Below are 17,202 nucleotides of genomic sequence, written 5' to 3' on the forward strand. Positions count from 1 at the left end.
GGACGGAACTTCAGCATGGAAACGTGGAGGTCAAGCATATATGGGGAAACAAAAACTTGTCTTAATCGGTAACGGTATGGCCGGAGTGCGCTGCGTGGAAGAAATTCTGGGGCTTGCTCCCGATCGTTTCGAGATTACGATTTTCGGTGGTGAGCCGCACCCGAACTATAACCGCATCATGCTTTCCAAGGTGCTTCAGGGTGATACAACTGTGAATGACATTACCATCAATGACTGGCAGTGGTATAACGATAACGGTATCACGCTTTATGCAGGTGATCCGGTTGTCAGTATCGATACGGCAAATCGGCAGGTCATCAGCGAAAAGGGGCGTACTGTCCGGTACGATCAACTCATCCTCGCCACTGGATCATTGCCGTTCATGCTTCCGCTGCCGGGGGCGGATAAGCCGGGAGTGACAGCTTTCCGGGATATTAACGATTGCAACAAAATGCTGGAAGCTTCCAAATCATATAAAAAAGCCGTCGTTATCGGAGGCGGTTTACTTGGATTGGAAGCCGCGCGAGGTCTGCTCAATCTCGGGATGGAAGTTCATGTCGTGCATATTTTCAATCATCTAATGGAGCGTCAGTTGACTCCGACGTCAGCGAATATGCTGCGCAAAGAGCTGGAAAAGCAGGGCATGCGCTTTCTACTTGAAAAGCAGACGGAAAAAATCATCGGTAAAAAACGGGTGGAAGGTCTGCAGTTTAAGGATGGAAGCAAAGTGGAGGCCGATCTTGTCGTTATTGCGGTAGGCGTGCGCCCGAATATTAAGCTTGCGGAAGACAGCGGCGTGGAGACGAATCGGGCGATTGTCGTTAATGATTTCATGGAGACGAATGTGCCCGGTGTCTATGCAGTCGGAGAGTGTGCAGAGCATCGCGGGATGGTATACGGTCTCGTAGCGCCGTTGTATGATCAAGGCAAAGTGCTAGCGAAGAGGATTTGCGGCATCGATACGGAAGGCTATCCAGGCTCAATCTTGTACTCCCAGTTGAAAGTATCCGGTGTAGAGGTATTCTCGGCTGGAGAGATCCGTGATTCCGAGATTACCACTTCACTCAAAACGATCGACGGTGTGCATAGCACTTATAAAAAAATTGCTATTCGCGACAACAAAATTGTCGGAGCGGTATTGTTCGGCGACAGCAGCGAAGGCAACAAACTGCTTGGTTACATCAAGCAGCAAGCGGACGTGTCCGTGTTGGAGAAAGAAGCAGCAGGAGGAGGCGGTGCGGATGAAGCGTATGCGGCATCGCTGTCTCCTAACGCGACCGTATGCTCCTGTAACGGCGTAACGAAGGGCGCAATCATGGATGCGGTTCGCGAGAATGGCTGCGAAAGCGTCGAAGACGTTCGCTCCTGCACTCGCGCATCGAGCACTTGCGGCGGATGTAAGCCGCTCGTGTCCGCGATGCTGCAGCTAGCGCTGCAGAGCAAGAATGCGCCGGCAGCGGCGAAGGAGACGGTGTGCGGCTGCACAACGCACAGCCATGACGAGCTGCGAGCGGCGGTGCGCAGCGCAGGGTTTGCCACAGCGCGCGAAGCGATGAACGCGCTGGGTTGGAGCAAGGCGGACGGCTGCGCAGCGTGTCGTCCGGCCTTGCAGTACTACGTCGGCCAAGCGCTAGGCGCTGTGACCGACGTCGCAGGTGGTGGAGCGGCGGCTGAGGCAGCTCCAGCGGCGAGCTTGCTCAAAGACGGCACGTACGCCGCCCGACCCCGTATGTACGGCGGCGTCACGAGCGCCGAGCAGCTAAGACGAATCGCGGATGTGATCGACAAGTACAACATTCCGTTGGTGAAGCTGACCGGCGGCGCTCATCTAGATCTGCTCGGCATCGACGCAGCGCATGTTGGCTCCGTCGGTGCGGAACTCGGACAGCCGAATGCAGCGGCTCCGGCCTATGGCAAAACCATAGCTTCCGTAACAACATGCACTGGAATCGGATACGATCCCAGCGCAATGCAGGATTCCATCGGGCTGGGCGCCAGCCTCGAATACAGATTGGAGCGCCTGCAAATGCCGGCTGTCGTGAGCGCAGCTGTTTCTGGAAGCCCTCTGCACCGCGCGGGGACACTCGCCAAGGATCTTGGCATTGTCGGCGTACCGGGCGGCTGGGAAATCTATGTAGGAGGCAGCGGTGGGGCAAAGCTCCGTCAAGGAGAGCTGCTGTGCATGGAGCCTTCAGAAGGCGCAGTGCTGGAGCTGTCGGCGGCTTTCTTCCAGTGGTATCGAGAAGAGGCAAATTACGGTGAAACGACAGCGCAGTGGATCGAGCGCATAGGCATTACACAGCTGCGAGAAGGATTGTTCAATCTCCTGTTCCGAGCTGATCTGATCGCGAGAATGAACGCAGAATTGCAAGTTACGGAACAGCAGCAAATAAATCCGCAGCCGATGGTTGCTTTGATAAGGTGAGCTGAGCGTATGAGTCAATTATTGGAACATGAACAAGGTGGCGGTACAGGTTCGCTTCGTGTGATGGATACCCAGTGCCCTTTCTGCAGCGTGCAGTGTAAAATGCAAATCATCGAGGAACGGGGCACTGATGATGGTGAGCGTCCGACATATTCGGTCGTTCCGAAACCGAATGCGGCTTCGGAAGGGCGACTTTGTATCAAAGGCATGAATGCTTACCAGCATGTACTTACAGGAGAGCGTATTCTTCATCCGATGATGAAGAAGGATGGTCAATTCGTCCGTATATCGTGGGAGGACGCGTATGAACAGATCGTCAGCAAGTTTACTGAGCTTCGCGGTCAGTACGGCAATCATACGGTTGGCCTCTACGGAGGGGGTTCTCTGACGAATGAATCTGCTTATTTGTTGGGTAAATTCGCTCGTGTTGCGCTGCAGACGAAATACATTGATTATAACGGCAGGTTTTGTATGTCGGCAGCGGCTTCGGCAGGTGTCAAGGTGTTTGGCATCGACCGTGGTCTGACGAATCAGCTGTCAGATATTGAATTGGCCGATTGTATTATACTGGCAGGGACGAATATTGCGGAGTGTCAGCCGACACTTATGCCTTATTTTACAAGAGCAAAAGAAAAGGGTGCCTTTATCATAGCGATCGATCCGAGGGAAACCGGTACGACCCGTGTCGCGGATATGCATTTGAGAGTGAAGCCGGGTATGGATGCGACTTTGGCTAACGGTATGCTGAAGATCCTGCTGGAAGAAGGGTTGATTGATCGGGATTTCGTCCAGCAGCGTACCAAAGGCTTTGCGGAACTTCAATCTCACTTGGAATCGCTTGATCTGAGTGAGATTGCTGAATTAACTGGAGTATCCGCCGAGTTGATCCGCAAAGCTGCGCTGGCTTACGGTAAAGCGGCCACAGGCATGGTGTTCACGGCAAGAGGCGTTGAGCAGCAAACCGACGGGCATATGGCGGTTCGCAACTTCCTAAACCTTGTTCTGCTGACAGGGAAAATCGGCAAACCGGGCTGCGGCTACGGCGCCGTCACCGGTCAAGGAAACGGTCAGGGCGGAAGGGAGCATGGACAGAAGGCTGACCAGCTTCCGGGCTACCGCCTGATCGAGAACCCCGAGGATCGCGCTTATGTCGCGAGTGTTTGGGGGATTGACCCGAGCGAGCTGCCTGGCAAAGGAGTCTCTGCGTACGAGATGATGGAGAAAGTTCACGAGCAGGAGATTCGCGCCTTGTTCGTGATGGGCTCCAATCCGCTTGTCTCCAATCCGAACGCTAACTTCGTCGAAGAAGGACTGAAGAAGCTCGATTTTCTTGTCGTAGCCGACTTCCTGATGTCAGAGACAGCGCTGCTCGCGGATCTGATTTTACCGGTATCGGCTTATCTGGAGAACGCAGGAACACTGACCAACCTCGAAGGACGCGTGCTGCTGAGGGAAGCTGGCCGCCCAGCGCCAGGTGAAGCGAAGCATGACTGGCAAATTCTCAGTGATTTAGCAGATAGGCTGGGCAAAGGTCAATACTTCAACTTCGCAGACGTCGAAGACATCTTTGATGAGCTTCGCTTAGCCAGTCGCGGCGGTGCAGCGGATTACTACGGCATAACGTATGACCGCTTACGGAAGGAAGAGGGGGTATACTGGCCATGTCCGGAGCTGGAGCATCCCGGTGCGAAGCGGTTGTTTGAATCATCATTTCCGCTTCCGGAAGGCAAAGCGCTGCTGACTTCTGTGGAGAATCATCTGCCGAAAGAGCAAGTCAACGAGGAGTTTCCGCTGTACCTGACAACCGGTCGTGTGCTTACGCATTATTTGACCGGCGTGCAGACAAGAAGAAGTCATTCTTTGGCGGCGCATGATGTGGAGTCTTTCATGGAGATTCATCCGAAGACGGCCAAGAAGTACCGCATCGAAGATGCCACTCTCGTCAAGTTGGAATCCCGACGAGGTACGATCTATGTACGCAGCAGGTTCAGCAGCGACATTCGCGAAGATACGGTATTCGTACCAATGCATTGGAGCGATACGCAGAACGTCAACAAAATTACGCATGACGCGCTCGATCCGAACTGTAAAATGCCAGGTTTTAAAGTTTGTGCGGTAAACGCGAGTTCGTTAATTTCGGAATATGTTTAATATCCTGAAACCGATCCTGTGGGAGCTTTATTAAGCTCCCATAGGATCGGTTTATCTCGTTAGATAAGACTTACATGCCGCGTTGCGGCACCACTGATGAATGAAAATTTTTAATTTTCAGGGCGGAAAGTATAAGTTTTATACTTTTGCTTCGCATCTACATTGACAAACGCACTCGTCCCTGAAGAACGACGGAATCGTTTATCCTTGACAGAAAGTATAAATTTCGAGGAAGGGCTTAGGGTTCCCCATTCTAATTTTTTAGTGAAATTAAGTAGTATGGAGAGAAGGAATACTAGCGCACAAAACTTGTGCTCAAGGTCGTCGGATCGATTGCCACCGGGCGCTAGCGCACAAAACTTGTGCTCAAGGTCGTCAGATCGGTCGCGACCGGACGCTAGCGCATAAAAATTGTGCGCAAGGTCGTCAGATTCGTCGCGACCGGACGCTAGCGCACAAAACTTGTGCTCAAGGTCGTTAGATCCGTCGCCACCGGACGCTAGCGTACAAGGTAATGCTTCTTTAAAAAAATTCTATTGTAATTTTGCTTAACTTTAAGTAAATTATCCATTTATCAGGTCGTGAAGTACACGCCGCATGCTCCGGAAATTCATTTCCGGAGCATGCGGCTATTTTTTAGCCTGTAGATTTTAATAAAAACAAACAATGTTTGCAAAATATTCTATTTTAGAAAGTTAATTTATTTGGGTTAGTGGGGGAATCGAGCTTACTCCTTATTTTGCATGGATAGCTATGGACTTTGCTAATGCTGAGTGAAATTAAGGATAGTGACATAATGCTTCGTTAGTGACTTCGGTTTTCTGTATTTGGTTTTTCTGTATTTGGTTTTTCTGCATTTGGTTTTTCTCTATTTTGATTTTTGTCTTCTGGTTCAGATTTTTGAGAGAAATAGGGAAATTAGATTTACAAGTTGTATAACGTACAATAATTTCTTTGATTTTTTCTTGAAAAGCTCAAGGTGTTGTATGTTGTACAACAATTTGGCCTTAATTCACTCTAATGGACCACTTTGGAGCAGAATTGTTGTATTTTTGGTATTTTTTTGGAACAATCGCTTGAAAATAGCGGATTAGCTTGCCAAATGTTGCACAAAGTGCAACAACACACGGACAAGCAAGCAAAGGCAAAAGCATATGCGTCTCGGGAGTGTAGTTCTCCCAAAGATGGCGAAAGCCGTTTATCTCGTTTCAACCCAAGCTTCAGCCGAAACGTTCGTCTTCTCCGGGTGAGAGATGATCGGGGTATGATGAACGCAGTTGGGCAGTCTAGCAAAACTCCGCTATAATAGAGAAAAAGATGCTGGAGGTTTGGTCATATGGATGATTTGCGCTACCCAATTGGATTGTTTGCACACGAAGGTGAAATTTCACGGGAGCAGTTGCAGGAGTGGATGGCTGACATCGAGTCGACGCCAAGCAGGCTGCGTGAGGCGGTTGCCGGGCTGTCTGACGAGCAGCTGGATACGCCTTATCGCCCAGGAGGGTGGACACTGCGACAAGTTGTGCATCACGTCGCAGACAGCCATATGAACAGCTACACAAGGTTTAAGCTGGCGCTGACAGAGGAAGAGCCGACGATCAGACCTTATTACGAGGAGCGCTGGGCGGAGCTTAGCGACGGTAAGTCAGCTCTGGTAGAGCTGTCGCTTACTCTGCTAGATGCATTGCACAGCCGCTGGATGATGGTTCTGCGCGATATGCAGCATGAGCAGTTTGCGCGTGCATTCGTACACCCGGAGTCAGGGAAGACGATTCGACTGGATTGGAATGTTGGCAATTACGCATGGCATGGTAATCACCATATTGCCCACATCACGAGCTTACGTGCTCGCAGGGGTTGGTAAACAACTAAAACCCGTTAAGTCCTATGGCTTAACGGGTTTTTCCAACTTTACTATTATCCAAATCGACACTGAAGTTTGATTCAGCCTGATCAGCACTCAAATAGAGGCCGACTTTATCAATCCACTCTTGCACGTAGTGATCGGTTGCCCACTGCGCCATGACGAGCTTCTCACCAGGCTGGAGGTCTATGCTAAGCTGTGGAGCATTCCCGGGCGCTTGACCGTAAGGGTAGAACTTGAGCTTGCCGTTCTCGAAAATGACGATCATATCATTCATCGGCGAAGTTAACGCATCAGTAGCAAGCGGCCACGAGGACTGGATAGCGCTCCATGAGCAGCAAAGCTCATCGTGATTGATGACTTTATCAGGCAGCTCGCGCTGGAAGTCGTGCAGGACGTAGTTATCAGGTGTTGCTGCGCTAATTCGCGGTGTTTCAGCGATCTTGCCGACCCAACGTCCTGGCTCACGCTGGACGGTCCAGCTTTGGCCTGTAATCTCACCAAGCAATTTGGTAGAGCTGCTCGGTACATTTGCAAGGAGGCTGCTGATGCTGCTGCTATATAGATCGGTGAGCGACACATGGTTCTTGTCCACCGGTTTGTTATAGAACTGCACGGTATGCCCTTCTTTTAATTGCGGGAGGGTACGAACCCAGATGCGTTCCGCTTGATAAGGGGCATTACCACGCCAAGCCTCCTCCGATTCAGCGATGGAAACATACTGATTCCCAGCGAATAATAGAGTCTCCACGCGATTTAGCTGCTCGCCAGCTTGATCTGGGAACACTTCTGGTTTCACGGGCTGATCAGCTAAATGAGCGGATAAATAGTGGACCTCGTCTGTTTTCGTTTTATGAACCAAGGAATCGATTTTCCAGAAATTTTGCTTATAAGGCATGAGAATTCCCGTGCCCTCGGACGTCTTCTGCAGCTGGCCGCGAATCGGCGCTATAAGCATTGTTCGATAGGTGCTGTAACGAATGGGTCCTAAAGCATGCTGCGCCTCTGTATTGTTAGATTCGCGCTCGGTCCTTAGCCCAATAAGCAGTGCGGTGCTTATTGGGGCAGGGGACGAACTAGTGGAAGCAGCTGCAGCCGTAACTGAAGCATCCATTGCAGGAGCTGCATCACTTTGAATATGGATTGTACGCCATGGGAAGAGAAGTAACGCAGCAGCTATGGCACCGAGTCCAGCGAAACAGAGTAGGGGCTTTACCTTCGGTTTCGCTCGTTCCTTTCGCTTAACCGCTTCTTCGATCTCGCCCTGAAGCTTGGAAGTAAAGCCAGATTGCTTAAGCGGTCCTGATTCCAATTGCTTATGTAAATCATCCGGATCAGGAGTTTTCAAGCGCTTCACGCTCCTTCAAACTGATCACCTTGAGTCTGGCGTGGTGAAGTCGGGATTTAACGGTTCCCTCCGAGATGTTAAGGATGGCAGCCATTTCTTTCGTTGAGAGCTGATAATGGGCATGCAAAATTAAAATTTCTCTGTATTTTGGGGACAGAGATATTACTTTTTTCCATATATCACTAGCATATAATTTCTCCATCGCTTCTGTTTCTGCCGATTGTGATGTGCCTGCAGATTGAATGAAGCCAACAAGTGTAACTTTGCGCCAGAATGCTTTGCGTAGGTAGTCATATGCGGTATTGCGTGTAATGGTAAGCAGCCAGGTTTTGATCGAAGCTTCACCGCGGAATGTAGTAAGATTGCGATATACTTTCAAGAAAGCATCCTGCGTAATGTCATCAGCTAAATCTGAATTCCGACAAATGCTAAAGGCATAATTCCATACATCATTCCCATAAGTTTCCATTATATTGCGAAGAATCACTTTCTGATCCGTTGTTTCAGATACGTACTTTAAGTATTCAAATACATGGACACCGGTCGTCTCCATTCTCTCACCTCTCTGAATTAGACGTTACAAGTATAAAAAAGTTCGTTTTTTTTAAAAAAAATCATGCCTTATAGGATTCGAAAGTGAACTGGCGGATGAGTCGGATTACTACAGTAATTTTAAAAATGAAATAGCTCGAAATCTGGAGGAGATTTGATTCAAGGGAGAGAATCGGATGAGAGAATGGTAGAAAAGTGTAAGCGTATCGGCCAGAACGGATAAAAAACTTGTTCATGAGGTGTCTTGACAATAGAAGGCCTTAACGCGCAATATGAAGTAAGGACACTGGAAGAAAGATCAGGTCCTTCGGAGAGGGAGAACACCATGAATTTCGTTGAGCATATAGTGGATCATTTGCGGTCAGGACAAATTAAGAACTATCCGCAGCCGATTGCTCTGAACTTGGGCTTAGTTTATACAGTTAAACTGGAAGACAGGAAGACGAATTTAATTTGGCTGCCTTTCGAATTTACAGGTCTTGCTTACATTGATATGGGGCAACTAGTGAACGTTCATCCTTATTATCGAGGCGTTATTATTGAAGAAATCGAACTCTCGCGCGGAACGGATCTGCATAAGCCGCAAACGGAGGAAGCTTTCATTAAAGCTATATTTGTGAAAAGCTGGGAGATGCATAAACTGCTGCAGCAGGAAAAGTATGCAAGTCTGCAGGGTAATGCTCCAGATTTCCTGACCAAAATGTTATACATAACAGATTGGCTGCGCTATTATAATTCAGTTGTAACCGTGGGTGCTGGGAAAAAGATCGGCTAAATGAGCCGTTTTTCGTTGGAAAGTAAGGACTGTGTTTTCTACCTGTGTAGAAAGTACGGTCTTTTTGCATACCATCTCTATGGCTATAGTCCCATGGCGGATAGTTCTTGGCCCCTTAGATCACTAGGCTTTAAGCCTGTTCTCAAAGCATTGTAGAAGGCTTATCCTAAAGACTGGTGTAAACGAAGCCAAAAACTCATGGAGAAGCGGAGAGTAATAAGATGTTACAGCTGAATAAATGGCTTACAATTGCAACAATTTGTTGCGTAATGACAATAGGTGTCGTACAAGGGAAGAGTGAAGCGGCCGGTATGACGGACGTTCGTGGCCATTGGGCGGAGCAGACGATTAATCAAATGGTGCAGCAGGGGTTGCTGGATGGCTTTCCTGATGGGACTTTTCGACCAGATGATACTGTGACTGCTGATCAATTTGTGAAAATCGTGCTGCTCGCTTTTACAGATAAATATCCGAATGGCGAACGCAAATGGAAATCGAGCTTTCTGCAATCGCTTAGCGCGAGCAACCAAAGTATTTTGCAGCAGGATTATCGGGATTTCACGTTCAAACCGAACACAGTCGGATATTGGGCAAAGCCTTATTTGGATTTGGCTAGTGATCTTCATTTTATAAGTAAAGGTCAGTTCAGTGACTATAAAGCGATGCTAAAACGCGAAGATGTAGCCGAAATTCTCTACTATTTACTCAAGGAAACCGAGTATTTGGAAGATGAAGTGTACAGTCTCAAAGCAGCTTCACAATTCGGTGATCTTCAAAGTGCGACGGCCCGACAGCAGAAATTTATCGGTGAAGCCATGACCAAGGGAATCATGGAAGGCTACCCGAACGGTTACTTCGGCGTTGGACGAACGGTTACTCGTGCTGAAGCGCTGCAAATCATTGCTCGTTTGCAGACGAAGTCGAAGCGCATCAGTGTGAAAAGCGGAAATGATGCGTTCATCAAAATTGTGCCTACGAAGGATGGCAGTTACAAGAAGCTGGTATTTCCCGATCAGCGAATGCTGCAAGCCTACGATGTGATGGAGGAAGCGGGCAAGCTGCGAGGTGCGAATTACGACCTTGAGGAAACAACCCTGCGCTTATTCCGAGATACCGAGGCCAAAGGGCTGGCGATGAGCGGTGCGACCGCAGATGTGCGCAACAGCAATGAAGTATCCTTATGGTTAGATCCTCAGTTTATAACCTATGGCGTGACTGTACGCCTAGAAAACGGGACACTAGCCCGCAATACGGAGAGCATCCGGAAGTTTACGGATTTCCTTTTTGGTTATGACGCAGACATCTTCTATCGCCAGTTTACTGACGCTTGTGAACGCGCAGCGGCTAAAGGTGTTCTTGAAACCACTACGAAACAAATCGGGAGCTACTCTGTTGAAACACGGTTAGAAGCGGATGGGAAAACGATCATATTTTCCATTATTCATTCCTAGTCATACATAAAAGCTGAGAAGTCGATTTACGACCTCTCAGACACAGTCGACGAGCTTAGGCTCGCGGAACTCTCCCTGAAAGCGCGTTTCGCGCTTATTTGTTCCTTGGAAAGCGCGGAATCCGACTTGTCCTTTTTTTACATTTGGGTAGGGAGACCTTCTTTTGGTATGATAAGCAGGCAGGAATGATTTGGGGAAGAGGGATGAAGAGAAATGTTTGCGAAATCAAGTTATGAGGGAACAAGAGAACATAATTATGCCTTGCTGATTCAGCAAGTTGAAGCTTTGATACATGACGAACCTAACCGCATTGCGAACTTGGCTAACGCCGCTGCGCTGCTCGGACAGTTTCTGAGTGATGTGAATTGGGTAGGTTTTTATTTATTAGATGAGACAAGTGACAAGAAGGAGCTCGTTCTGGGGCCGTTCCAAGGACTTCCGGCTTGTGTACGGATTCCACTGGGTAAAGGTGTTTGCGGTACATCTGCTGAACGTCGGGAAACGGTGCTTGTTCCAGATGTGCATGCATTTCCAGGCCACATTGCCTGCGATGCGGCATCCCAATCGGAGATTGTGGTACCGATCCTTGTAGGAAATGAGCTCGTCGGGGTGCTGGATATTGATAGCCCTATCAAGAATCGATTCGATGACATCGATCAGCAGTATTTGGAGCAATTTGTGCAGAAGCTTGCAGCTGCTATGTAATCTCATAGGTGGTAGAGAAAATATCCTCCATATCCTCATCGGAACAGAAGCTGCAGCTTGCCAGCATGTTGGTATGTTTTAAACGAGCACCTAATAATATCAAATGACTGGTTAGCTGCTGCTCCATGATTGGATCTGCGATGCTGAATTCGATCCCGTATTCATAAAGGGTTGGCTTCAGCATCGTTTTTCGTTTGAGGACACCCAATACTTTGATCTCTTGATGAAAAAGATGAAAAGTGAATTCCAGCAGCAAATTCATATCGATAGGAAGATTCAATGGGGTGTGAATACGTATACCGCCTGAGCTAATATCCCTTATCATAATTTTAGAGTGTTTGGTGTCAGCTGCCTTGTTTTTGATACCAATAATTTTGAACAAGGCGGATAAAGGAATTTGAAGATGGAGTCGGAAGCTGGAGCGCTTATTTGCTTGTGACATACTTATTGCTCCTCAAGTTTGATAGGCCTATTATACTATATTGATGATTAATCTGAACTGCCTTTCATTTGATAAATTTGAAAATAATGCTCGCTAATCGTACGTAGAAAGCTTGCGAATGAACGATTTCAGGCCTTCTTCTCCGTTAATAAAAAGCCTTTTGAGCAGATAGGGAGACTGCTGGTTTGTTGCAAAGCCTTGATCAATCGTAAAAGCATAACGAAATCCATGATCCTTAAGAAGCTTCAACGTCGTTTTGTTATATTCGCCATAAGGGTAGCAATATACGTCGGCTTTGGTTCCGAGCTTTTCTTCGATTTGCTTCCTGGCTTCTAGAATTTCGTAGGCTTGCTGATCCGATGAAAGCTGAGGGAGATGAGGGTGTGTCATCCCATGAGGTTGAATGTCCCATCCGGCTTCTTGCAGCTTCTTGATCTGTTCCCAATTCAGGTAACCTTCCTGATCGTTCATATCTGGTGAGATAAAGAGGGTAGCTTGGAAGGCATATTTGGCAAGAAGCGGCATCGCTTGCTCATAATTATCGATGTATCCGTCGTCAAAAGTAAGCAGCACTGGTTTCTTTGGAGCCGCCTCATCGCTTTTTCCTTCGATAAGGCTAATAAATGTTGCGAGAGAGACTGGGGTGTATCCGTGGTCGTGAAGATACGTCAGCTGCTCTTCCAGCTTAGCTGGGGAAATAACGACAACATTCCCTGGGTCAATCGTGACACTGTGATAGTTGAGGACGGGTATGCTGATTTTGGACGGCAGAGGTGTTGGTTTTGCTGTAGATTGGACGGCCCCTTTAATTTCGGAAGCAGCCGAAGGAATCGCGGCGAGTACAGGAGCCGGAACGTAAGTATCCAATGTAACGGTGGAGGCCGTAGGTAATTTGGGTTCCTCTAGGAGAGGAAGATCTGGTTTTATTTCTAAAATTGGAGCGGGCTTGTCCAGGGCAGAATTATAGACCTCGACCGGAGCTTGGGAAGGAGATTCGATGATTTGAGCATTGACCTGATGAGGGATCATTGCCGGAATTGATGAGGACCCCCATAATCGATATCCCGAGGAGTCTAGGCCGAAGAATACAAATAGGAGAAGTATAGTAAATAGTCCAGCTAGTACCGAATAAAAAAGGAATCTCTTTCTTTGGTAGTACATAGGCACACCAACCATTTCTAGAGGAATAATCTATCACTCTATTTGTAAGCAAAGGTTGGAAGAAATATACCTATTCAAGCCAGTTAGAGAGATTCCCTACTATAAAATACGGCTATCCAAACTGTCTCCAGCTCAAATAGCAGTATTTGGCGCGTTGTTAAACCGCGTTGCTGATGATGGCAGCTAGAAGCTTGCGCATCGATCGTGTTCCGACTTTATCCATAATTTTATCGATATGGACTTTAACTGTTTTTTCGCTAATGCTGCAGTGGTCAGCTATTTCTTTGTTACTGTAGCCATGGAGTGCGATAAGACCTATAATTTCGGCTTCTCGATTCGTAAGCAAATGTAAGGCTGCAAATTGGGTTATGACGGATTCCACACTCTTATGATGAAGGCTCTTTACCGGATTCTCATGTACATGCTGCATGCTTGAACGACCTCAATATCTTAATTAATGTATGGCGTACAGTTCATTGTAACAGAGTTAATCCCTATAGGATTCATATGAGATTGTCTAATTTTAAAATTTTTTGCTTAATCTTTACTTTGAATAACAAGTAATAAGCCTGTTTGGAGTTCGATGTGACCTTCCGATTCCTTGAGTACATTACTAATTCCGAGGGATTGTCCAATCTGAAGAGTCGCTTGATGAAGCGGATATTGGAAACCGTGCAGTGTGATGCCTGTTACTTCCAAGCTAAGCGGCAGCAAGGATATATGTGTATAGCTCCCCCGTAGTATACGAGTGGATTGGTTAATGACAATGATTTGATTGTTGGCATCGACAATGGAACAGGAGACGCCTTGCTCTGTACCTTTGCGAAGCAGATGTACATTAGCTAACGAGTGATCAAAGCGTGTGCCTAGCGCGCCAAGCAGGACGATTTGATCAGGCTGCTGAGCCAGTGCCCAGTTAAAGGCCATTTCGGTGTCGGTTAAATCCTTGAAGACCGGGTCGCAATCGATGAAAGTGAGACTGGAAGAGCGAATACGGCTCAACTCTTCGGCAGTGACGGAATCGAAATCACCAAGTGAAATATGCGGCGAATAGCCATGTTGAATCAGATATAAGGCACCACGGTCCGACCCCACGAGCACGTCATCCTCATGAATGTCGCCAAGAGCCCAATCCCCGAGTGTCCCTCCAGTTACAATGATAATTCGTTTTCCGTTCATGTTTGTTCCCCCAACGCTTGATATATCATCCCCTTAGTATATCATACGCAGGCAAAAACCGAGCTGCATTCATCGCAGCCCGGTTCTATGATTAGGTTCTCGCGTCCACGCGCTTGCGCATAGGGTTAAGCTCAGACTGGTCATGATCAATCACGGATTCATCGGCGAAACCTCGCAATTCCCAAGTCGTTCGTCCCAAAATAAGATCGGCGGGAAACTCGTCGCCGCGTTTGAGCGTAACCTCTCGTCCTGCTTCATTGGCATAAATACCGTCCGTCTCAACCGTGTCGCCAGTCATGGGATCCATCGATTTGTCATTCGACATGCTGTATTCCTCCTTTCCTGTTGCTCATTCATACCATTTCCAACGATGGAGGAAATTATGAGCAGAATCATGTAGAATGAGAAGGTTGTCACAGACTAGAAGTCAGAAAGGGAATGAATCAGCATGGCTTTATGGGGGACGATTGTGAATGCAATCGCCATTATGATTGGGGGATTATTAGGAATGATGCTGCCCCGCATCTCGGAAGGCATAAAAAGCACAGTTATGCAGGGCCTTGGGCTCGCCATTACTGTGCTGGGCATTACGATGGCATTAAAGTCTAATCAAATCGTACTGGTCATTATGAGTGTAGTTATTGGAGGTATCATTGGAGAGCTGCTGCGAATTGAGCACAGACTTGGGCAGCTAGGTGACTGGTTGCAGGCGCTGCTCCGCAAAGATTCTTCTGCACATCCTACAAGCAGTATTTCAGAAGGCTTCGTGACATGCACGTTGGTTTATTGTATCGGAGCTATGGCTATTCTGGGGCCACTGGATGGCGGTCTTAGGCATAATCACGATATTTTATATACCAAATCATTGTTGGACGGATTCTTATCCATTATCTTCGCATCTACCCTTGGGATAGGTGTAATCTTCTCGGCAGTATCTGTGTTCCTTATGCAAGGTGTCATCGCACTAGCTGCAACATTAATTGCCATGGCATTTAGCCAAGCTTCCCTAGATGCGATGATCGTCCAAATTACTGCCGTGGGCGGCGTCCTGGTTATTGGCGTAGGCCTCAACATTCTCCAAATTAAAAAAATGAATGTAGCCAACATGCTTCCGGCACTAGTGATAGCGGCAGCAGCGGTTCCTCTACAGCATTACTTCACTGTATGGTTCAACCGACTATTCTAAACAGCTGAACCGTTAAATTTGTACCCAACACCACGAACCGTAATAATGTAGCGAGGCTCAGCTGGGTTAGATTCAATTTTCTTACGCAGATTGCTAATATGTACAATGAGTGTTCGTGGATCGCCCATGCTGTCCAGGCTCCATATAAGTTCAAACAGGTGCTCGATTTTGTATACCCGATTAGGGGTCTTAGCCATTAAGGAAAGCAAATCGAATTCTTTGGCCGATAACGATATGGTCTGTCCATTCACGCGAACGATGTGGCTGACCAGATCGATTTCGAGGCCAGGGAATTTCACCAACTGAGGGTCATCCTGATGCTGCTCTCGAATGGAGTTTCGACGTAAATGAGCTTTGACTCTAGCGACGAGCTGACTAGGACTGAAAGGCTTCGTCATATAATCATCGCCACCCATGCTTAATCCGAGAATAATATCAATATCCTCGCTCTTACAGGAGATGAACAGGATCGGCGTATTGCTCGTTTTGCGGAGCTGCCGGCAAACTTCTATACCATCAAGTCCTGGCAACAGAATGTCCAGAATAATAAGATCAGGCTTATGTTCCTTCACGATCTCAAATACATCGTGACCGTTATTGGCGCTGATGACTTTATAGCCTTCCCGCGCTAGATAGAGTTGAATCAATTGGACAATTTCTTGCTCGTCATCTACGACTAAAATAGTTTCTCCTGCCATACTAGAAATCCTCCTCAGTAACGGAACAGCTTGGTAGAAAGAACGGTGTTCCCACTCTAACATGTTACCTTCATTATAGAACGATTCTCCTGGACATTTCTATCCTTTTATTGACAGATGAAGAGATTTGGTAAGGTTCTTTCTCCAAAGTAGGTAATTTGATCTGCCTCTCAATCCCGACAAATGTGAAATTTATAAAAAAATAGTCATATTTCGACTCCAATTGACGAAAAGTTTGGCTGAACTTAATTGATTCTTTATGTTCCCATGCTAAGCTACCTAAGTCTCTATGTAATAAGTACGAGAGGGGCTGCGAAGTAATGAGTCATAAGGCTGATTCGGATATTGCCAAACATTCATCGTTACAGAAGGATACATTCGTACGCCAATTCATCGAGCAGGCATGGGATCTGTTTAGCATATTTGATGTTTATGGAAATTTGACCTACGCCTCCAAGAATTTTAATGAGGTGATAGGATTTATACCAAAGGACTTTCAGCAAGTAGTGGACTTTATTGATTCGGAATATGGTATGGATTTACATAAAATGTTTATCAAAACCTTGCAAACGTGCAGCAGCAGTAAGCTAGAATTTCGAGCGAGAAGTGTTACTAAGACTATCATCTGGTACGAATGTACCGCGATTCCAATTCGTAATGATGAGGGAGTTCTAGCCGAGATTTCTTTCGTACTTACGGATATCACGATGCGCAAAAATCAAGAGAGCCGTCTTGTTGCCATGGCTTTTCATGATCCTCTAACAGGTTTGTCTAACCGGCGAATGTTTAAGGAGCATCTGCAGCAAATGCTTTTGCAAGCGAATCGAACGAAGAGACCATTTGGACTTTTATACTTAGACATAGATGATTTCAAAGTGATTAATGATACGATGGGTCATGATATAGGAGACGCATTCTTGCAGGATTTCACGCAACGAATCAAAGGATGCCTCCGTGAGGTTGATATGTTCGCCCGCATGGGAGGCGATGAGTTCACCATTTTATTGCCCGCGGTGGATTGCATGGAACACGTAGAAAGCGTCGCCCAGCGTATCATTCAGTGTTTTGAACAGCCATGGGACATACAAGGGCAGCTATTTCGCGCAACAGTCAGCATGGGGATTACGATGTACCGCTCGGATGAATCCGATGCGACTAGTATGATGAAAGAAGTAGATATTGCTCTATACAAAGTGAAGGGAAAGGGCCGTAACCACTACCAGTTTTATTAGAAACCGTTACTCGGAGCTGAATGCTCTAAGTAA

At 47.2% G+C, this 17,202-nt stretch carries 16 protein-coding genes; 8 read left to right on the plus strand and 8 right to left on the minus strand.

Features of this window, described 5'->3' with window-relative positions; all coding sequences use genetic code 11:
• Positions 1–40: 40 nt before the first annotated feature.
• The 3 genes from nirB to ASG93_RS16710 all read left to right on the plus strand — a co-directional run bounded on the left by nirB (position 41) and on the right by ASG93_RS16710 (position 6,440).
• Positions 41–2,425 (plus strand): nitrite reductase large subunit NirB, encoded by a 2,385-nt coding sequence (gene nirB / locus ASG93_RS16700; protein WP_056833695.1) that lies wholly within the window; start codon positions 41–43, stop codon positions 2,423–2,425.
• Between the two features lie 9 nt (positions 2,426–2,434).
• Positions 2,435–4,576 (plus strand): assimilatory nitrate reductase catalytic subunit NasC, encoded by a 2,142-nt coding sequence (nasC, locus tag ASG93_RS16705; RefSeq protein WP_056833696.1) that lies wholly within the window; start codon positions 2,435–2,437, stop codon positions 4,574–4,576.
• A gap of 1,336 nt (positions 4,577–5,912) precedes the next feature.
• A complete protein-coding gene (locus ASG93_RS16710; RefSeq protein ID WP_056833697.1) occupies positions 5,913–6,440 on the plus strand; it encodes a YfiT family bacillithiol transferase in 528 nt (175 codons plus the stop codon).
• 28 nt (positions 6,441–6,468) lie between these two features.
• On the opposite strand, the gene ASG93_RS16715 is transcribed toward ASG93_RS16710, so the two are convergent.
• Both ASG93_RS16715 and ASG93_RS16720 read right to left on the minus strand, forming a co-directional pair.
• Positions 6,469–7,788 (minus strand): hypothetical protein, encoded by a 1,320-nt coding sequence (locus ASG93_RS16715; RefSeq protein WP_056833698.1) that lies wholly within the window; start codon positions 7,786–7,788, stop codon positions 6,469–6,471.
• Positions 7,775–8,341, minus strand: coding sequence for an RNA polymerase sigma factor (locus ASG93_RS16720; RefSeq protein WP_056833699.1), 567 nt, complete (start codon positions 8,339–8,341; stop codon positions 7,775–7,777). Before ASG93_RS16720 ends, ASG93_RS16715 begins: the two co-directional genes overlap by 14 nt.
• 324 nt (positions 8,342–8,665) lie before the next feature.
• On the opposite strand from ASG93_RS16720, the gene ASG93_RS16725 reads away from it, so the two are divergent.
• The 3 genes from ASG93_RS16725 (at position 8,666) to ASG93_RS16735 (ending at position 11,271) form a co-directional block, all read left to right on the plus strand.
• Positions 8,666–9,115: a hypothetical protein gene (locus ASG93_RS16725; protein ID WP_056833700.1), complete on the plus strand. Its 450-nt coding sequence runs from the start codon at positions 8,666–8,668 to the stop codon at positions 9,113–9,115.
• A gap of 221 nt (positions 9,116–9,336) precedes the next feature.
• Positions 9,337–10,566, plus strand: coding sequence for an S-layer homology domain-containing protein (locus ASG93_RS16730; RefSeq protein WP_056833701.1), 1,230 nt, complete (start codon positions 9,337–9,339; stop codon positions 10,564–10,566).
• A gap of 213 nt (positions 10,567–10,779) precedes the next feature.
• Entirely contained in the window at positions 10,780–11,271 is a 492-nt protein-coding gene (locus ASG93_RS16735; protein ID WP_056833702.1) for a GAF domain-containing protein, read from the plus strand.
• Here ASG93_RS16735 and ASG93_RS16740 read toward each other — a convergent pair.
• From ASG93_RS16740 to ASG93_RS16760, 5 genes are all read right to left on the minus strand, one after another.
• A complete protein-coding gene (locus ASG93_RS16740; RefSeq protein ID WP_056833703.1) occupies positions 11,264–11,713 on the minus strand; it encodes a PilZ domain-containing protein in 450 nt (149 codons plus the stop codon). The genes ASG93_RS16735 and ASG93_RS16740 overlap by 8 nt on opposite strands.
• A gap of 93 nt (positions 11,714–11,806) precedes the next feature.
• Positions 11,807–12,874: a polysaccharide deacetylase family protein gene (locus tag ASG93_RS16745; RefSeq protein WP_235550873.1), complete on the minus strand. Its 1,068-nt coding sequence runs from the start codon at positions 12,872–12,874 to the stop codon at positions 11,807–11,809.
• 157 nt (positions 12,875–13,031) lie between these two features.
• Entirely contained in the window at positions 13,032–13,304 is a 273-nt protein-coding gene (locus ASG93_RS16750) for a helix-turn-helix domain-containing protein (RefSeq protein ID WP_056833704.1), read from the minus strand.
• A gap of 107 nt (positions 13,305–13,411) precedes the next feature.
• The gene (locus ASG93_RS16755; RefSeq protein WP_056833705.1) at positions 13,412–14,053 is read right to left on the minus strand and encodes a thiamine diphosphokinase; all 642 of its coding nucleotides are present in this window, start codon (positions 14,051–14,053) and stop codon (positions 13,412–13,414) included.
• A 91-nt stretch (positions 14,054–14,144) separates the two neighbouring features.
• Positions 14,145–14,378 (minus strand): hypothetical protein, encoded by a 234-nt coding sequence (locus ASG93_RS16760; protein ID WP_056833706.1) that lies wholly within the window; start codon positions 14,376–14,378, stop codon positions 14,145–14,147.
• A 123-nt stretch (positions 14,379–14,501) separates the two neighbouring features.
• Between ASG93_RS16760 and ASG93_RS16765 the strand changes: the two genes are divergently transcribed.
• A complete protein-coding gene (locus ASG93_RS16765) occupies positions 14,502–15,239 on the plus strand; it encodes a DUF554 domain-containing protein (protein ID WP_056833707.1) in 738 nt (245 codons plus the stop codon).
• Here the strand turns inward: ASG93_RS16765 and ASG93_RS16770 are convergent.
• Positions 15,236–15,937: a response regulator transcription factor gene (locus ASG93_RS16770; RefSeq protein ID WP_056833708.1), complete on the minus strand. Its 702-nt coding sequence runs from the start codon at positions 15,935–15,937 to the stop codon at positions 15,236–15,238. The genes ASG93_RS16765 and ASG93_RS16770 overlap by 4 nt on opposite strands.
• A 320-nt stretch (positions 15,938–16,257) precedes the next feature.
• On the opposite strand from ASG93_RS16770, the gene ASG93_RS16775 reads away from it, so the two are divergent.
• Complete coding sequence (locus tag ASG93_RS16775) at positions 16,258–17,169, plus strand: sensor domain-containing diguanylate cyclase (RefSeq protein ID WP_056833709.1); 912 nt, start codon at positions 16,258–16,260, stop codon at positions 17,167–17,169.
• The last annotated feature ends 33 nt before the right edge of the window (positions 17,170–17,202 follow it).

The sequence above is a fragment of the Paenibacillus sp. Soil787 genome (genome assembly GCF_001429545.1).
Taxonomy (GTDB): domain Bacteria; phylum Bacillota; class Bacilli; order Paenibacillales; family NBRC-103111; genus Paenibacillus_E.

Bases quoted from the DNA above. Each gene is read 5' to 3' on its own strand.
- ASG93_RS16745 (WP_235550873.1), bottom strand. From the start codon at position 12,874: ATGTACTACCAAAGAAAGAGATTCCTTTTTTATTCGGTACTAGCTGGA.
- ASG93_RS16775 (WP_056833709.1), top strand. From the start codon at position 16,258: ATGAGTCATAAGGCTGATTCGGATATTGCCAAACATTCATCGTTACAG.
- ASG93_RS16730 (WP_056833701.1), top strand. From the start codon at position 9,337: ATGTTACAGCTGAATAAATGGCTTACAATTGCAACAATTTGTTGCGTA.
- ASG93_RS16740 (WP_056833703.1), bottom strand. From the start codon at position 11,713: ATGTCACAAGCAAATAAGCGCTCCAGCTTCCGACTCCATCTTCAAATT.
- ASG93_RS16720 (WP_056833699.1), bottom strand. From the start codon at position 8,341: ATGGAGACGACCGGTGTCCATGTATTTGAATACTTAAAGTACGTATCT.
- ASG93_RS16710 (WP_056833697.1), top strand. From the start codon at position 5,913: ATGGATGATTTGCGCTACCCAATTGGATTGTTTGCACACGAAGGTGAA.
- nirB (WP_056833695.1), top strand. From the start codon at position 41: ATGGGGAAACAAAAACTTGTCTTAATCGGTAACGGTATGGCCGGAGTG.
- ASG93_RS16755 (WP_056833705.1), bottom strand. From the start codon at position 14,053: ATGAACGGAAAACGAATTATCATTGTAACTGGAGGGACACTCGGGGAT.
- ASG93_RS16765 (WP_056833707.1), top strand. From the start codon at position 14,502: ATGGCTTTATGGGGGACGATTGTGAATGCAATCGCCATTATGATTGGG.
- ASG93_RS16735 (WP_056833702.1), top strand. From the start codon at position 10,780: ATGTTTGCGAAATCAAGTTATGAGGGAACAAGAGAACATAATTATGCC.
- ASG93_RS16725 (WP_056833700.1), top strand. From the start codon at position 8,666: ATGAATTTCGTTGAGCATATAGTGGATCATTTGCGGTCAGGACAAATT.
- ASG93_RS16760 (WP_056833706.1), bottom strand. From the start codon at position 14,378: ATGTCGAATGACAAATCGATGGATCCCATGACTGGCGACACGGTTGAG.
- nasC (WP_056833696.1), top strand. From the start codon at position 2,435: ATGAGTCAATTATTGGAACATGAACAAGGTGGCGGTACAGGTTCGCTT.
- ASG93_RS16770 (WP_056833708.1), bottom strand. From the start codon at position 15,937: ATGGCAGGAGAAACTATTTTAGTCGTAGATGACGAGCAAGAAATTGTC.
- ASG93_RS16750 (WP_056833704.1), bottom strand. From the start codon at position 13,304: ATGCAGCATGTACATGAGAATCCGGTAAAGAGCCTTCATCATAAGAGT.